Genomic DNA, 14,827 nt, shown 5'->3' with positions numbered 1-14,827 from the left:
CTCGCGATGAGTCTCACTTATCCACAAGCCCTTTAAGCATCTCTATCGGCAACGGAAAGACAATCGTCGACGACTTGTCGCCAGCAATGCTGCCCAGCGTCTGCATGTAGCGCAGCTGCATCGCCCCCGACTGGCGGCCGAGCATTTCTGCCGCTTGCATCAGTTTCTCCGAGGCTTGCAGTTCACCTTCGGCATGGATCACCTTGGCCCGCCGCTCACGTTCAGCCTCAGCCTGGCGGGCAATGGCGCGGATCATCGACTCGTTGAGATCGACATGCTTGATCTCGACGTTGGCCACCTTGATGCCCCAGGCATCGGTTTGCGCATCCAGCACCTGGCGGATGTCCAGGTTCAGCCGTTCGCGCTCGGCCAGCAGTTCGTCCAGCTCATGCTTGCCCAGCACCGCGCGCAAGGTAGTCTGCGCCAGTTGGCTGGTGGCCATGAGAAAGTCCTCGACCTGGATGATCGCCTTCTGCGGGTCGAGCACGCGAAAGTACAGCACCGCGTTGACCTTGACCGAGACGTTGTCGCGGGTGATGACATCCTGTGGCGGCACATCCAGCACCACGGTGCGCAGGTCGACCCGGACCATCTGCTGGATCCCCGGAATCAACAGCACCAACCCCGGCCCTTTGACCCGCCAGAAGCGCCCGAGCTGGAACACTACCCCGCGCTCGTATTCACGCAGGATGCGAAAGGCCGACAGCAACAATACCGCCAGCAGCGCCAGCAAGGCGCCAAAGCCCAGTTCGAAAAACATCTCAGTCTCCTTGCGCCGGTGGTTGTGCCTCGGCGCTGACGTCCAGTAGTACGCCCTTGCGTGTCATCACCCGGACGCGTTGCCCCACCTGCAGTGGCGTCTGGCACTGGGCCTGCCACTGTTCACCCTGCGCCTGCACCGAACCGATGAACGGGTCGCTGGCATTGACCGCCATCACCGTCGCCAGGCTACCCACCAGCCCGGCATCGCCACTGACCAGCGCGCGCTGGCGCGCCTTCATGGCCATGCCCAGCACGCCGCCGAGCAGCAGCGCCGAGAGCAGGGCGAGGGTCAGGATCAGCGCCAGGGGGATGCCGAAGCCGGGCACGTCGGTGTCCATCAAGATCACCGCGCCGACCACGAAGGCAACGATGCCGCCAAAGCCGACCACGCCAAAACTGGGCAGGAACGCCTCGGCAATCATGAAGGCGATGCCGAGCAGGATCAGCGCCGCGCCGGCATAGCTCACCGGCAACAACTGCAAGGCATACAGGGCCACCAGCAGACAGATGCCACCGATCACTCCGCCGACCCCGGAGCCCGGGCTCATGAACTCGAACATCAGCCCGTAGATACCGATCATGATCAGGATCAGCGCCACGCTGGGGTTGGTGATCACCGCCAGCAGGCGCGTGCGCCAGTCCGGCTCGCGTTCGATGATGCTGACGTTGGCGGTGTGCAACTGTACGGCTTGGCCGGCGGCTTCGAGGTTTTTGCCATCGAGCTGGCGCAGCAGGTCGGGCAGGTCGTTGGCGATGCGGTCGATGACTTTCAGGCGCAAGGCTTCGTTGGCCGGCAGGCTGACCGATTCGCGTACCGCCTGTTCAGCCCAGTCGGCATTGCGCCCGCGCAGTTGCGCCAAACCGCGAATATAGGCGGCAGCGTCGTTAATCTGCTTGCGGGTCAGGGTGTCTTGTTCGCTGCTCGGTGCTGGCTTGTCGCCGGTGGGCGCAGCCGGGTCTTTCGGCGGGCCTGGCATCCCGCCGATCTGCACCGGCGTGGCGGCGCCGAGGTTGGTGCCCGGGGCCATGGCCGCGACATGGCTGGCATAGAGTATGTAGGTGCCGGCGCTGGCCGCCCGGGCGCCACCGGGGGCGACGAAGGTAGCGACTGGCACGGGGCTGGCGAGGATCGCCTTGATGATCGCGCGCATCGAGCTGTCGAGCCCGCCCGGGGTGTCGAGGCGGATGACCACCAATTGCGCCTGCTGCGTCTTGGCCTGCTCCAGGCCGCGTATCAGGTAGTCGGCACTGGCCGGGCCGATGGCGTCGTCGATACTCAGTACCAGCACCGGATTGCCGGGCGCAGCCACACCGCTCGTCAGGGCGCCGAGCATCAATAAAACCAGCAGGTGCCGACACCAGCGAGCGATCACCTGAATTCACCCGGGCTGTGCGTGTCCAATAAGTTTAGTCGGCTGCTTGCGGCAGCACGGCCTAAACTTCAGAAGTGGGGGCGCTGTATCCGGAGGTGCATCATGCGTATGGCAAAAACCCTGCAGCAGTGCCTGGACAAGGCCGGCTGCGACTACGACATCATTTCTCACCCGCACTCATCTACCAGCCTTGAGTCGGCCCGTACCGCTGGAGTGCCCGCCGAGCGGGTGGCCAAGTCGGTCATGCTCGACGACCGCCACGGCAACTATCTGATGGCCGTGCTACCGGCCAACCGTCACCTGGACATGAGCAAGGTACGCGCCACCGGCGCCTGGCAAATGACCCATGAAAGCGGGCTGCCGCATCTGTTCGGCGACTGCGAGCGTGGCGCCATTCCGGCACTGGGCGATGCTTACTCGATCAAGATGCTGCTCGACCCGACCCTGACCCGTCAGGGCGATATCTATGTCGAGGCCGGTGATCACGATCACCTGATCCACATGAACATGACGCAATACCTGAAACTGGTACCGAACGCCGAAGTGCGTGAGGTTTGCTGATGATCAACCCACTGCCAGGCTGGCGTCGTGGATGCCCGTCCTGGCCCCAAGGAGTCACGCATGGAATCAAATATTCATCCGTTTTCGGAGCTCTTCAAACAGCTGGGCCTGGCTGATGATCCCCAGGGCATTGACCAGTTCATCACCAGCCACTCGCCGCTCAAGAATGAAATAAAGCTGGTTGATGCACCGTTCTGGACCGAGAGCCAGCGGGCATTTCTCAAGGAAAGCATTATCGAAGACTCCGACTGGGCCGTGCCGTTCGACCAGCTGAACGAGGCGCTGCGGCGTCCGAAAAAATAAACGCCGAGCGGCACATCGACCGGCGAATGGCGTTGCTATGCTCAGGAAAAACAACAAGGGGACAGCGCCAATGAAAGATCCCTATGCCGCCGGTTTCTGGTGTGCCGTGACCGCCCTGGGGCTGCTGACCGTCGGTTATTTCTATGGAATCAAACAGACCCACCAGTTGGGTCAGGCTCTGGTATTTCTTTACGCCGCCGGGGGCGTGATCGGGGCGCTGGCCCTGACCGCGCTGGCGTGGATTGCCTGGCAGCAACTGCGGGTGAGCAAACGCCAGTTGGCCCAAGGGCGAACCTTGGTGGCTATCTGGAACACCAAGGTTGCCTTGCGCCGGGTCGAAACCGTCTTCGACCGTTATTTCTGGGGCAGTTACTGGCAGCCCGGGCGTACCTTCCAGGAGGTAATGGGCGAGCTTGAAGGCACGCCGCTGGAGCAGAGCCTGGAAGCGCTGAAACGCCAATGCCGCGAGCTCGACCGCGAAACCCATGACCACCGCCGCCACTGGCTGGACAACGCCCGCGAGCTGTCTACGGTTGCCACTGCAATGGCCCGGGAGCGTTATCAACTGGACTTGTGCGACTCGCAGCAGAGCAGCGGGCGCGGCGCCGCGGTGCTCAACCGCGACCTGGAAGTGCTGGTGTACACCTGGTCAGCGCGCCTGCGCAGCTTCGACCACCAGCTCGATGAGCTGGAGGGCGAATACCGCTGAGCCCGCCGCGAATCAGTCGCCGCGAATGTACTGTTCCAGTTGCAGAATCATGTTGGCCTGTTCGGCGATGGCTTCCTTGACCAGGTCGCCAATCGACAGCAGGCCCAGCAGCTCGCCGTTCTCGACCACCGGCAGGTGGCGCAGGTGACTGTTGGTCATCATGTTCATGCAGTATTCAACGTTCTGGTGTGGGTCGACGGTAATCACCGGCGCACTCATGATCGCGCTGACCGGCGTGCCCACCGAACTACGGCCCTTGAGCACCATCTTGCGCGCGTAGTCGCGCTCACTGACGATCCCCACCACACGCCCGTCCTGCACCACCGGCAGGGCACCGACGTTCTTCTCGGCCATCAACCTCAGCGCATCGAGCACCATGTGGTCGGGGCCGATGGTGTGAACCTGGTGGTGCTGCTGGGCTTTTGTTTTTAGAAGCTGTGCCACGGTTTTCATAGAGGCCTCTGCGATGCTGGGAGTGGGTGACGGCAGATAGCTAAAGAATCGTGTACAGATCGCTGCAGGGCAAGGGCGAAAGCGGCATCGATGTGATTGAAAAACGTCATGGGCGCAAAAATGCAAAAGCGGCCAATGATGGCCGCTTTGCTTTGACTCTCGATCAAGCCGTGATCAGGTGTTTTTCGGGTTTGGGCCGAAACGGTTCGGGCCACGCTGGCTGTCCTGGCACAGGAAGATCAGGTTGACGAGCGGGAACAGCAGCCACCAACCGCTACGGTCGGTGTCGTGCATGCGCCGAACGGCTACGGCAATGCCCGGGACCAGCAATGCCACGCTGTACAGGTAAGCGAAGAGCGTGCCGGTACGGAGCTCGCGGTCGAGATAGGGCACCAGCATGTACACCAGGAAGGTGACCAGGATGAACAGCCAGTATTCCTGGCGGCGTGACCGACCGGAGAACAGGGCGTATTTCTTCAGTAGTTCAACGTACCAGATGCCGGCTGGCGCAGGTGCTGCAGTGAAGGTTGCAGCAGGTTGCGGTGCACCGCAGGCTGGGCAAGCCACGGCGCTGTTGTGGATTTCCTTGGCGCAGCCACGGCAAAAAACCATATTCATGTGTTGTCCCTTACATGACTAGCCAGATCAGCAAAATGAACAAAATGCCTGACAACACCGCGCCAGTAATTGCCATGTAGGTTCGCGGTTCTTTTTTGACCAGGCTGAGCGTGCCCAGGACCAGCCCGGTGAGTGCAAACAAGCCCATCCCCCACAGGGTGTTACGATCCCAGCTGGCTGGTTCGAACAGCGTCAATACACAGGCGATGCACAGGATCAGCGAGCTGGCTGCCATCCAGGACAAGCGCTTGCCGGCAGGTTGCGTGGTGGCAGAGGGAGTCTGAGGGGCGCCGCACTGTGGGCAGCTGGGCGCCGTTTCATGGATTTCCATGGCACAACCGCGGCAAAAAACCATTGCCATGACAATTCCTTTTGATAGTTCCGCTTGCGTGGCGCAGCGCAGGGCGCGGCGGAGTTTATCAAAGACTTCGACGTTGGCGTAACAGTGACAGCGCCCTGCTGACCTCCCGAGGGATTCGGCAGGGCGCAGGACCTCAGCTCTTCTGCACGATCACCTGACTGTTCAGGTCGTTGAGCATGGCGTCCAGGGTTGGCTTCATCTTCTCGAAGTCTTTCACGCTGCACACCGCTTTCGGGTTGTGGAAGTCCAGGCGGCGTTTGATCACCAGGCTGTTGCCTTGCAGGGCATAGTCGGCGCTGTAGTCGAAGTGTTTGTCCTTGAGGCTCACAGGCTTGGGCGCGGCGATGATCTTGACGTCGGCCGGGAACTCGAAGCGCGCTTGTTCTTCGGTGATGCCGGAGATGCAGGTGAAGTCCTGGGTGCGCTGCTTTTCAGCGATAAAGCCGAAGATATTCTGGGCGATGCCGCCCGCCAGGCTGGTCAGGGTCGGTACGCCGATCGGGCCGGGCAGGTTGACCAGGTTTTCGCTGCGGCCGTTGATGTGCATCTCGAAGGCGCCGCTGGTTTCCAGGTCGTCGCTGCTGATCTTGCCGCTACCACGCTGGCCGTAGGCGGCGAGGATGCGCTGGGTCAGCAGGTCGCGCTCGGCCGGCTGCATGTTGCGCATCATCCAGCGGTTCATTTCGGCGGCCCAGCCGTCGATTTTCGAAGCGTGGCTGAAGTCGGCGGCGCCGCTGCTGGCCACGGTGTAGGTGGTGCTGTTGTGCACCAGGCCTGTTTGGGTGGCCGGAGTGTGGCCGAGCTTGCCGGAGCGGGTCAGCACGGTGGGTTTGTCCAGCACCGGAGCGGGCAGGTAGCCGCTGGCAATGGCTTCGGCGGTGGAATCCAGGTACAGGTCCAGGCTCGGGATGTAGGTGACCACATGGTTGATCACGCCCAGGGTCGGCACCTTGGGCAGGGCGTAGGCATTGCCGAGGTTGATCAGCGCCGGGGTGCTGTCGATATTGACTGCGGCCAGCAGCGCTTCGAGCAGGGCCACGTGGTCCTTGCAGTCGCCATAACGGTTGCTCAGCACGGTATCGGCGGCATGCGGCACCACGCCGCCAGCACCGATGTAAACCGCCACGTAGCGAATGTTGCGGCGCACCCAGTCACCCAGGGCCAGGGCCTTGTCGCGCGGGTCGTCGATCTTGGCCGTGAGCTTTTCCGCCAGTTCGCGGATGGCGGGCGTCACTTCGCTGTTGGCGCGCGCCGCGTAGGCTTTGGCGAACTCGCTGTAGTCAGCGAAGGTGGAAACCGCCAGGTACTTGCCGTAGTCCGAGTAGGCTACTGCGCCCAGTTCTGTACGGGCGTTGTCACCCTGCACATAATCCCATTGGTAGACCTTGCGACCAGGCTCGGCCTTCGGGCTGGAAGCCTTGAAGCCCTTGGCCTCGGCATTGAGCTTGAGGTTCTTCGGCAGGTCGTAGATCAGGGTGAACTGCTGGGTCGGGTGGAACTGCGGCATCGCCAGGTCTTCGAACTGGCCAGGGAACAGCGGGGTCTTGCGCTGTTTCTTGAAGCTCAGCACCAGGCGATCGCCGACGGCGACTTCGGGGAAGATCACTACCTTGACCAGGCTGTCATGGAACATCGGCGCCTGGGACGATTGCTGCTCCTGTTGCTCCTTGATCTGCTCGGGGCTGACCTGCACTTTGCGGCCATCGGGCTTCTGGGTGTAGGCCTGGGTCACCTCGAGGGTTTCCAGGGTGCGGTTGTAGTACAACGACTGCTGGGCCTTGGCCTGGATCGCGCGTTCTTCATTGATCAGCAGGACCAGGTCCTGGGTGGCGGCGTAGCTGCCGTCTTCGGCCACCACGGTGCGTAGAATGTCCTTTTCGATGGTGACGGAGGGGTCGGTACCGTCGTCCTTGGCCTGTGCGATGTTCAAGGCGAACAGGCAGCACAACATCCCGACCCACCGGGCCGGGGTCACAGCGAACCGCTTCATAAAGATCCTTCTTGCTGGTGTATTCCAGGGGTCTGACTCGTTAAATGCGAATCAGTTAGTAGCATTTTGCCTTATAACTGGCTGTTGCTGCTGCGCCAATTTTTTCAGCGCAGGTTTTCCTGCGTTTTCTGTCCCTATCGATTCAAGGATTCAGCATGTTTACCAGGCGGCACTCCGTCATGACCCTCCTGTTGCTCGGCGCCGGTAGCGCCTGTGCCGACAGCGTCGAACTGGCGCCGCTGGAAGTGACCTCGACCCGGGTCAATTCCGCCTGGTTGCAGACCCCGGCTTCGGTTAGCGCCGTGGACATCGCCGAGAAGCCCGGCGAGCAACTGCTGACCCTCGATGGCCTGCTTTCGGCCGTGCCCGGCACCGTGTCGCAGAGCCGCTACAACATGGCCCAGGGCATGCGCCTGTCGATTCGTGGCTTTGGTGCGCGTTCGAGCTTCGGCATGCGCGGCATTCGCGTGATGGTCGACGGCGTACCGCTGACCATGCCCGATGGCCAGACCGAAATGGACGGCGTTGACCTGGGCCTGGTGGAGCGCGTCGAAGTGATCCGCGGCTCGGCCTCGACGCTTTATGGCAACGGTGCAGGCGGGGTATTGGCAATCCAGACCCGCGAGCCGTCGCTGACACCGCAATCGTCCATCGATGTCAGTGGTGGCGAGTATGGCTACCAACGCCTGCGTGCGGAAACCAGCGGCACCTCCGGCAACCTTGGCGGCCTGCTGGCGCTCAATGTCACCAACCTCGACGGCTATCGCCAGCACTCCAGCTCCGAGGCGCGCAACCTTACCGGCAAGCTGCGCTGGCAGGGCGATGCCGGGCAACTGGGGGTAACGTTCCAGGCGCTCGACAACCGTTCCGAAGACCCTGGCGCCCTGACCCTCGCCGAAGTGCACGCCAAACGTGACCAGGCCCGCGCCCAGAGCCTGTTGTACAACTCCGACGAAGACATCACCCAGCAGCGTCTGGCGCTGAACTGGACCGGCGATCTTGGCGAGGCCGACAGTTATCAAGTGCGCAGTTGGCTGGGGCGGCGCGAGTTTGGCAATCGCCTGCCTTACGCCAATGGCGGGCAGACCTCCTACACCCGGCTGTTCGCCGGGGTAGGCGGGCAGTACACCCATAAGGCCAGCTGGTTCGGCCTGGATCAACACGTCACCGCCGGTGTCGATCTTGAACAGCAGCGCGATGAGCGTGAACGCCACAACAACCAGATCGGCGGCGGCACCGGGGCGCTGACCCTGCGTCAGCAAGAGAAGGCCGGCAGCGTTGGCCTGTACCTGCAAGACAGCATCGACCTCAGCGAGCGCTGGCAACTGACCCTGGGCGGGCGCTACGACAGCATGCGCCTGGCGGTGGACGACCGCTTCGAGCGTGACGGCGACGACTCCGGCTCGCGCACGCTGGATGACTGGAACTACAGCGCCGGCCTCAGCTATCGCCTGAGCGAGCATTACCTGGTCTATGCCCGCGTCGCCACCTCGTTCGAAACGCCCACGGTCAACGAACTGGCCAACCCGGCAGGTGGCGGCTTCAACCCGGGCCTGCAACCGGCCAAGGCGCTCAACCGTGAGCTGGGAATCAAAGGCGAATGGAGCGACGTGCGCGCCGAGGCGGTGCTTTACAGCATCGCGCTTGAGGATGAGCTGGTGCCTTACGTCGACGGCGGCCAGACCTTCTACCGCAACGCCGGCAAGTCGCGCCGCGACGGCGTTGAGCTGAGCGCCGACTACCAGGTGCTGGAGCACTGGCGTCTGTCCATGGCCTACAGCTTCAACAACTACCGCTACACCGACTTCAACGGCTTTGACGACAACCGCCTGCCGGGCATCCCGCGTCAGACGTTGTTTAGCGAAGTGGCTTACGAGCGTGATGGCTTTTATGCGCGCGTGAACATGAATGCCTACAGCCCGCAGTACGCCGACAACGCCAACAGCGCGCGGGTGGCCGGGGTCGCTTTGCTCAACTTGCGCCTTGGCAAGCAGTTTGATCTTGGCGGCCAGACCCTGGAGCCGTACCTGGGTGTGGATAACCTCAGTGACCGTCATTACTACGACAATTTGCGTATCAATGATGGCGCCGGGCGTTACTACGAGCCGGGCCCGGGGCGCACCCTGTATGCCGGCGCGCGTCTGAATTTCTAGCCTGGTAGGAGCGGCGACCACCTCGCGGGGCAAGCCCGCTCCCACAGAGCCTCCAGCGTTTCTGGTAGGAGCGGGCTTGCCCCGCGATCGCGATCTACCGGCCGCATCGCATTGCGGGGCAAGTCGTACCGCCGCTCCCACAATACCAGTGGTCAGCGGCTATTCACCCACCCGCTCCTCAATCCCATCCAGCAAGGCATCCACCAACCCTTTGGCCATTTCTACCGAATGCAGGGTCGACCACAAGAAGCCCTTGTGGGCCGGATCAATATCGTCGAAGGCCTTGTAGCCAGTGTCGTAAGCGCAGCCTAAGTAGAGAGAGGCATGCACCAGCGCATCATGGGCGGCGACACCGGAGCAGACAGCGAACAGCGCAGAGTGCCCGGCCTGGCAGTTGCCGAAGACAGAGTGTGCGGTGGTGGTGGATTTATCCAGTGGTGGATCTGGAACGATTTTTTTCATGTCGATGCTCGCAAGTCGGAGCTGACACCACAATCCGTTACCACACGAAAGGGTGGCAGCTGTACACGGGGTGGTAAACCGGGGAGAGCATCAATCCCGGCAGGCTCGAAAGCCTCCCGCATACAGCCGCCATTGACTGTATAGGATGATGCGCACTCCGGGTTACCACGCCCGATCACCGAGTTTTCGGTGACGGGCAAGAGCCTAGAGGCACGAGTTCCCAGGGACAAGCAGACGGGCATCGACAGACCGCGTAGGGTATTTCTTAGGACGACACATTTCGAGACTTCGAAACATAATCTGACATAGATGCGCGCTGGTAGGTGCGGCGGTGCGGCGACCCGACTTGCCCCGCGATTGTGGTCTGCCTGCCGTATCGGATCGCGGGGCAAGCCCGCTCCCACACAGGGAGTAACTGGGCCGGAAAACAAAAAAGGCCCAGGTATTCACCTGAGCCTTGATCGATATGGCGCACTCGGCGGGATTCGAACCCACGACCCCTGCCTTCGGAGGGCAGTACTCTATCCAGCTGAGCTACGAGTGCAACGCGGGCGCCATAATACCCATCTAGGCTGGCGGCGTCCATCGTCGAAATGGCTGTGGTCGATTTCGCACACTCCAGGGGCTATAAGTGACGTTGATCCGAAAAAATCCGCCGCACAGCGCTTTTTGTTCTTTTTTTCGAACACCCTATTGTCCTTTCTCGTCGTTGATCCTAGGATTCGTTTGAGATTTCAAACGCTCTCCTTTTTCTACAATCAATAATTCGCTCCGTGCCTGCACGGTGCAGTTAAGGAAGCCCGACATGCAGCTTAAAGACGCCCAGTTGTTCCGCCAGCAAGCCTTCATTAATGGAGAGTGGCTGGACGCGGACAACGGCCAGACGATCAAGGTCAACAACCCGGCAACGGGCGAGATCATCGGCACTGTGCCGAAGATGGGCGCCGCTGAAACCCGCCGTGCCATCGAGGCCGCCGACAAGGCGCTGCCGGCCTGGCGTGCGCTGACCGCCAAAGAACGTGCTGGCAAGCTGCGTCGCTGGTTCGAGCTGATGATCGAGCACCAGGATGACCTGGCCCGCCTGATGACCACTGAGCAGGGCAAGCCACTGGCCGAAGCCAAGGGCGAAATCGCCTATGCCGCTTCCTTTATCGAGTGGTTCGCCGAAGAAGCCAAGCGCGTGTACGGCGACACCATCCCGGGTCACCAGCCAGACAAGCGCCTGATCGTGATCAAGCAGCCGATCGGCGTGACCGCAGCCATCACCCCGTGGAACTTCCCGGCGGCGATGATCACCCGTAAAGCCGGCCCGGCCCTGGCCGCTGGCTGCACCATGGTGCTCAAGCCTGCTTCGCAAACCCCGTACTCGGCCCTGGCCCTGGTTGAGCTGGCCACCCGTGCCGGTATCCCGGCTGGCGTGCTCAGCGTGGTCACCGGCAGCGCCGGCGACATCGGCAGCGAGCTGACCGGCAACCCGATCGTGCGCAAGCTGTCGTTCACCGGCTCCACCGAGATCGGTCGCCAACTGATGGCCGAATGCGCCAAAGACATCAAGAAGGTTTCCCTGGAACTGGGCGGCAACGCGCCGTTCATCGTGTTCGACGACGCTGACCTGGACAAGGCCGTCGACGGCGCGATCATCTCCAAGTACCGCAACAACGGCCAGACCTGCGTCTGCGCCAACCGTATCTACGTTCAGGACGGCGTCTACGATGCCTTCGCCGAGAAGCTCAAGGCCGCAGTGGCCAAGCTGAAAATCGGCAACGGCCTGGAAGACGGCACCACTACCGGCCCGCTGATCGACGGCAAGGCCGTGGCCAAGGTCCAGGAACACATCGAAGACGCAGTCGCCAAGGGCGCCAAGGTGCTCAGCGGCGGTAAGCTGATCGAAGGCAACTTCTTCGAACCGACCATTCTGGTCGACGTACCGAAGAACGCCGCCGTGGCCAAGGAAGAAACCTTCGGCCCGCTGGCGCCGCTGTTCCGTTTCAAGGACGAGGCCGAAGTCATCGCCATGTCCAACGACACCGAGTTCGGCCTGGCCTCGTACTTCTATGCCCGTGACATGAGCCGTGTGTTCCGTGTCGCCGAAGCCCTGGAGTACGGCATGGTCGGTATCAACACCGGTCTGATCTCCAACGAAGTCGCGCCGTTTGGCGGTATCAAGGCTTCGGGCCTGGGCCGCGAAGGCTCCAAGTACGGCATCGAGGACTACCTGGAAATCAAATACCTGTGCATCAGCGTCTGATCGCAGCGTAAGGCTTTACCTCTGCCAGCGGGGCGCGAGAGCGACGTCTCGCTGGCCTTTTTTACACCGTACATCCAGTGGCCTGGGCCCCTGCAGCAGTCGATCAACGCATGCTGCCTGCAGTTGAATACCGGCCACTCCGACTTGAATCGCGCCACCTTGTGTGTGGCGAATTGAGGACATTATGAGCAAGACCAACGAATCTTTGATGCAACGTCGTGTCGCCGCTGTTCCACGCGGTGTTGGCCAGATCCACCCGATCTTCGCCGAGTCGGCAAAAAACGCCACCGTCACTGACGTCGAAGGCCGCGAGTTCATCGACTTCGCCGGCGGTATCGCGGTACTGAACACCGGTCACGTGCACCCGAAGATCATCGCTGCCGTTGAAGCCCAACTGCACAAGCTGACCCACACCTGCTTCCAGGTACTGGCCTACGAGCCTTACGTCGAGCTGTGCGAAAAGATCAACGCCAAGGTGCCAGGCGACTTCGCCAAGAAAACCCTGCTGGTTACCACCGGTTCCGAAGCCGTTGAGAACGCCATCAAGATCGCCCGTGCCGCCACTGGCCGTGCCGGCGTAATCGCCTTCACCGGCGCCTACCACGGTCGCACCATGATGACCCTGGGCCTGACCGGTAAAGTCGTGCCTTACTCGGCCGGCATGGGCCTGATGCCAGGCGGCATCTTCCGCGCCATCTACCCGAACGAACTGCACGGCGTGAGCATCGACGACTCGATCGCATCCATCGAACGCATCTTCAAGAACGACGCCGAAGCCCGTGACATCGCCGCAATCATCCTCGAGCCAGTTCAGGGCGAAGGTGGTTTCTACGTTGCGCCGAAAGAGTTCATGAAGCGCCTGCGTGCCCTGTGCGACCAGCACGGCATCCTCCTGATCGCCGACGAAGTTCAGACCGGCGCTGGCCGTACCGGTACCTTCTTCGCCATGGAACAGATGGGCGTTGCTCCAGACCTGACCACCTTCGCCAAGTCCATCGCTGGCGGCTTCCCGCTGGCCGGTGTGTGCGGCAAGGCCGAGTACATGGACGCCATCGCTCCAGGCGGCCTGGGCGGCACCTACGCTGGTAGCCCGATCGCTTGCGCCGCGGCCCTGGCCGTGATGGAAGTGTTCGAAGAAGAAAAACTGCTGGACCGCAGCAAGGCCGTTGGCGAGCGCCTGGTCGCCGGCCTGCGCAAGATCCAGGACAAGCACCCGATCATCGGTGACGTGCGTGCCCTGGGTTCGATGATCGCTATTGAAGTGTTCGACAAAGCCGGTTCCCACACCCCTAACGCTGCCGCTGTAGCCTCGGTTGTGGCCAAGGCGCGTGACAAGGGTCTGATCCTGCTGTCGTGCGGCACTTACGGCAACGTCCTGCGTATCCTGGTTCCGCTGACCTCGCCTGATGAGCAACTGGACCAAGGTCTGGCAATCATCGAAGAGTGCTTCGCAGAACTCGCGTAAACTGTGACGCATTAGAAGAAAAACCCGCTTCGGCGGGTTTTTTTTCGCCCAAAGGAAGGCCAGGCGGCTAAGGTTGCCTGTAAGGAGACACCTTGGAAGGTGCACAGGATTGCGTGTAGCGGAATATCGGGAGAGTTGTGTATGAGCGTTGTAGAGCCCGCCCAGGCGCCTTGCGTGCTGATTGCCGAAGGCGACCCCTGGGTGCGGGACATGCTGAGCCAGATGCTGCTGAGCGTGCGCTGCGATGCGCGTTTGCAGGTGTGTGCCGATGGCTCGCAGGCGCTGGCAGCGCTGGCCAGCAAGCCGGACCTGATCATCGCCGCGCGCGAGCTGCCCGGCGGCGACGGCCTCGACTTGCTGCGCAACGTACGGGCCAAAGGTCGCCAGCCGGCACTGCCGTTCATTCTCATGAGCAACCGCAGCGATGCCGCCAGTGTCCGCGAGGTGCTGCCGTTCGCACCCACCGCTTACCTGAGCAAGCCGTTGAACATGGATTCGCTGCGTCAGCGCCTGGAAGACCTGCTGCTCAGCGCCGGCGAGGAGGTTGCCTGTCCGGTGCCGCCGTTGCAGCCGGGCTCGACCTTGCCGCGTTTTCTCGAAGGGCGTCGCGCCAATTCCGATGGCGGACCGCTGTTTGCCGACGTGAAACTGGCGATCAAGCGCAGCCTGCAACCCCAGGGCCTGGACCTCAAGGTGCTGGAGGCCGAGATCCGCAATGACCCGCAGGTTACCGCCGTGCTCATTGCCGCCGCCAACAGCGCCGCATTGCATCGCGATGGCGCGGTGCAGAGCCTGATGCAGGCGCTGAACAAGCTGGGCACCACCCAGAGCATGAACTTGATACTGGGGCTTGCGCTCAAGCGCAGCGCCAAACTCAGTGATCCGATCCTGTCGCGTCATGCCGAGCATTTCTGGGAGTTGTCACTGCACACTGCCGAATACGCGCGAACCCTGGCCCGCATGCTCGAGCTCGATCAGGAGCGCTGCTATTGCGCCGGCTTGCTGCATTGCCTGGGCGATCTGGCGCTGTTGCGTTGTTTGCAGGAATGGCAGCAGGCCGGCGGTGAGCTGGATGAAGACTCGGTGGAGCTGTCGCTCAACGAGTTTGGCGCGGCGTTCGGCTCGGCGCTGCGCACCCGCTGGCGCTTGCCGCTGGAGCTGCGTGAGCTGATTGCGGCGATCTACCAGTTGGGCGGCGGCGTGTATTCACGCGATGCGCTGGTGATGAACCTGGCCGGGCAACTGGCGCGCCTTCCGGCGGATCAGGGGCTCGAAGGCCTGGCTGAAAGCAAGACGGCGCGCTTGCTCAAGGTGGGGATGGCGGAGCTGGGCAGGTTGCGCAAGGTTTGAGACTCTGGGGCCGCTGTGC

General features: G+C 62.1%; 14 protein-coding genes and 1 tRNA gene. 7 read left to right on the top strand and 8 right to left on the bottom strand.

What is annotated here, in order from left to right; translation table 11 throughout:
• Positions 1-13 precede the first annotated feature (13 nt).
• Both ACIOVF_RS08750 and ACIOVF_RS08745 read right to left on the bottom strand, forming a co-directional pair.
• Entirely contained in the window at positions 14-760 is a 747-nt protein-coding gene (locus tag ACIOVF_RS08750; RefSeq protein ID WP_038997749.1) for a slipin family protein, read from the bottom strand.
• 1 nt (position 761) lies between these two features.
• Positions 762-2,135 carry a nodulation protein NfeD gene (locus ACIOVF_RS08745; RefSeq protein ID WP_401288823.1) on the bottom strand — a complete coding sequence of 458 codons (1,374 nt, stop codon included), beginning with the start codon at positions 2,133-2,135 and terminating at the stop codon, positions 762-764.
• A gap of 102 nt (positions 2,136-2,237) precedes the next feature.
• On the opposite strand from ACIOVF_RS08745, the gene ACIOVF_RS08740 reads away from it, so the two are divergent.
• The 3 genes from ACIOVF_RS08740 (at position 2,238) to ACIOVF_RS08730 (ending at position 3,708) form a co-directional block, all read left to right on the top strand.
• Positions 2,238-2,696, top strand: coding sequence for an aminoacyl-tRNA deacylase (locus ACIOVF_RS08740; protein ID WP_045201736.1), 459 nt, complete (start codon positions 2,238-2,240; stop codon positions 2,694-2,696).
• 60 nt (positions 2,697-2,756) lie between these two features.
• Complete coding sequence (locus tag ACIOVF_RS08735; protein WP_093377442.1) at positions 2,757-2,999, top strand: DUF2789 domain-containing protein; 243 nt, start codon at positions 2,757-2,759, stop codon at positions 2,997-2,999.
• 70 nt (positions 3,000-3,069) lie between these two features.
• Positions 3,070-3,708 carry a hypothetical protein gene (locus ACIOVF_RS08730; protein ID WP_045201740.1) on the top strand — a complete coding sequence of 213 codons (639 nt, stop codon included), beginning with the start codon at positions 3,070-3,072 and terminating at the stop codon, positions 3,706-3,708.
• 12 nt (positions 3,709-3,720) lie between these two features.
• Here ACIOVF_RS08730 and ACIOVF_RS08725 read toward each other — a convergent pair whose 3' ends face one another.
• The 4 genes from ACIOVF_RS08725 to ACIOVF_RS08710 form a co-directional block, all read right to left on the bottom strand.
• On the bottom strand, positions 3,721-4,161 hold the full coding sequence (locus tag ACIOVF_RS08725; protein WP_010222085.1) for a CBS domain-containing protein: 441 nt from the start codon (positions 4,159-4,161) through the stop codon (positions 3,721-3,723).
• Between the two features lie 174 nt (positions 4,162-4,335).
• The gene (locus ACIOVF_RS08720) at positions 4,336-4,779 is read right to left on the bottom strand and encodes a DUF805 domain-containing protein (RefSeq protein WP_093377433.1); all 444 of its coding nucleotides are present in this window, start codon (positions 4,777-4,779) and stop codon (positions 4,336-4,338) included.
• 10 nt (positions 4,780-4,789) lie between these two features.
• Positions 4,790-5,140: a DUF4190 domain-containing protein gene (locus ACIOVF_RS08715; RefSeq protein WP_401288817.1), complete on the bottom strand. Its 351-nt coding sequence runs from the start codon at positions 5,138-5,140 to the stop codon at positions 4,790-4,792.
• A gap of 133 nt (positions 5,141-5,273) precedes the next feature.
• Positions 5,274-7,130 carry a DUF3857 and transglutaminase domain-containing protein gene (locus ACIOVF_RS08710; RefSeq protein WP_093377423.1) on the bottom strand — a complete coding sequence of 619 codons (1,857 nt, stop codon included), beginning with the start codon at positions 7,128-7,130 and terminating at the stop codon, positions 5,274-5,276.
• A 179-nt stretch (positions 7,131-7,309) separates the two neighbouring features.
• Between ACIOVF_RS08710 and ACIOVF_RS08705 the strand changes: the two genes are divergently transcribed.
• Positions 7,310-9,283, top strand: a complete 1,974-nt coding sequence (locus ACIOVF_RS08705; RefSeq protein ID WP_401288814.1) for a TonB-dependent receptor family protein — start codon at positions 7,310-7,312, stop codon at positions 9,281-9,283.
• Positions 9,284-9,442: 159 nt separating this feature from the next.
• Here ACIOVF_RS08705 and ACIOVF_RS08700 read toward each other — a convergent pair whose 3' ends face one another.
• Both ACIOVF_RS08700 and ACIOVF_RS08695 read right to left on the bottom strand, forming a co-directional pair.
• The gene (locus ACIOVF_RS08700) at positions 9,443-9,745 is read right to left on the bottom strand and encodes a DUF3077 domain-containing protein (protein ID WP_045201747.1); all 303 of its coding nucleotides are present in this window, start codon (positions 9,743-9,745) and stop codon (positions 9,443-9,445) included.
• A gap of 467 nt (positions 9,746-10,212) precedes the next feature.
• Positions 10,213-10,289, bottom strand: a tRNA-Arg gene (locus tag ACIOVF_RS08695).
• A gap of 261 nt (positions 10,290-10,550) precedes the next feature.
• Here ACIOVF_RS08695 and gabD point away from each other — a divergent pair.
• The 3 genes from gabD to ACIOVF_RS08680 all read left to right on the top strand — a co-directional run bounded on the left by gabD (position 10,551) and on the right by ACIOVF_RS08680 (position 14,808).
• Complete coding sequence (gene gabD / locus ACIOVF_RS08690) at positions 10,551-11,993, top strand: NADP-dependent succinate-semialdehyde dehydrogenase (protein ID WP_045201748.1); 1,443 nt, start codon at positions 10,551-10,553, stop codon at positions 11,991-11,993.
• 184 nt (positions 11,994-12,177) lie between these two features.
• Positions 12,178-13,458 carry a 4-aminobutyrate--2-oxoglutarate transaminase gene (gene gabT, locus ACIOVF_RS08685; protein ID WP_038997739.1) on the top strand — a complete coding sequence of 427 codons (1,281 nt, stop codon included), beginning with the start codon at positions 12,178-12,180 and terminating at the stop codon, positions 13,456-13,458.
• 141 nt (positions 13,459-13,599) lie between these two features.
• Entirely contained in the window at positions 13,600-14,808 is a 1,209-nt protein-coding gene (locus tag ACIOVF_RS08680) for a response regulator (protein WP_045201750.1), read from the top strand.
• The last annotated feature ends 19 nt before the right edge of the window (positions 14,809-14,827 follow it).

Origin of the sequence: Pseudomonas sp. NPDC087612 (genome assembly GCF_044743505.1) — a bacterium.
Lineage (GTDB): Bacteria > Pseudomonadota > Gammaproteobacteria > Pseudomonadales > Pseudomonadaceae > Aquipseudomonas.
This window is presented reverse-complemented; position numbering and strand designations above follow the sequence as displayed.

Coding starts and splice junctions, on each gene's coding strand:
- ACIOVF_RS08720 (WP_093377433.1), bottom strand. CDS start 4,779: ATGAATATGGTTTTTTGCCGTGGCTGCGCCAAGGAAATCCACAACAGC.
- ACIOVF_RS08710 (WP_093377423.1), bottom strand. CDS start 7,130: ATGAAGCGGTTCGCTGTGACCCCGGCCCGGTGGGTCGGGATGTTGTGC.
- ACIOVF_RS08705 (WP_401288814.1), top strand. CDS start 7,310: ATGACCCTCCTGTTGCTCGGCGCCGGTAGCGCCTGTGCCGACAGCGTC.
- ACIOVF_RS08735 (WP_093377442.1), top strand. CDS start 2,757: ATGGAATCAAATATTCATCCGTTTTCGGAGCTCTTCAAACAGCTGGGC.
- ACIOVF_RS08700 (WP_045201747.1), bottom strand. CDS start 9,745: ATGAAAAAAATCGTTCCAGATCCACCACTGGATAAATCCACCACCACC.
- ACIOVF_RS08750 (WP_038997749.1), bottom strand. CDS start 760: ATGTTTTTCGAACTGGGCTTTGGCGCCTTGCTGGCGCTGCTGGCGGTA.
- ACIOVF_RS08740 (WP_045201736.1), top strand. CDS start 2,238: ATGCGTATGGCAAAAACCCTGCAGCAGTGCCTGGACAAGGCCGGCTGC.
- gabD (WP_045201748.1), top strand. CDS start 10,551: ATGCAGCTTAAAGACGCCCAGTTGTTCCGCCAGCAAGCCTTCATTAAT.
- ACIOVF_RS08725 (WP_010222085.1), bottom strand. CDS start 4,161: ATGAAAACCGTGGCACAGCTTCTAAAAACAAAAGCCCAGCAGCACCAC.
- ACIOVF_RS08715 (WP_401288817.1), bottom strand. CDS start 5,140: ATGGCAATGGTTTTTTGCCGCGGTTGTGCCATGGAAATCCATGAAACG.
- ACIOVF_RS08680 (WP_045201750.1), top strand. CDS start 13,600: ATGAGCGTTGTAGAGCCCGCCCAGGCGCCTTGCGTGCTGATTGCCGAA.
- ACIOVF_RS08730 (WP_045201740.1), top strand. CDS start 3,070: ATGAAAGATCCCTATGCCGCCGGTTTCTGGTGTGCCGTGACCGCCCTG.
- gabT (WP_038997739.1), top strand. CDS start 12,178: ATGAGCAAGACCAACGAATCTTTGATGCAACGTCGTGTCGCCGCTGTT.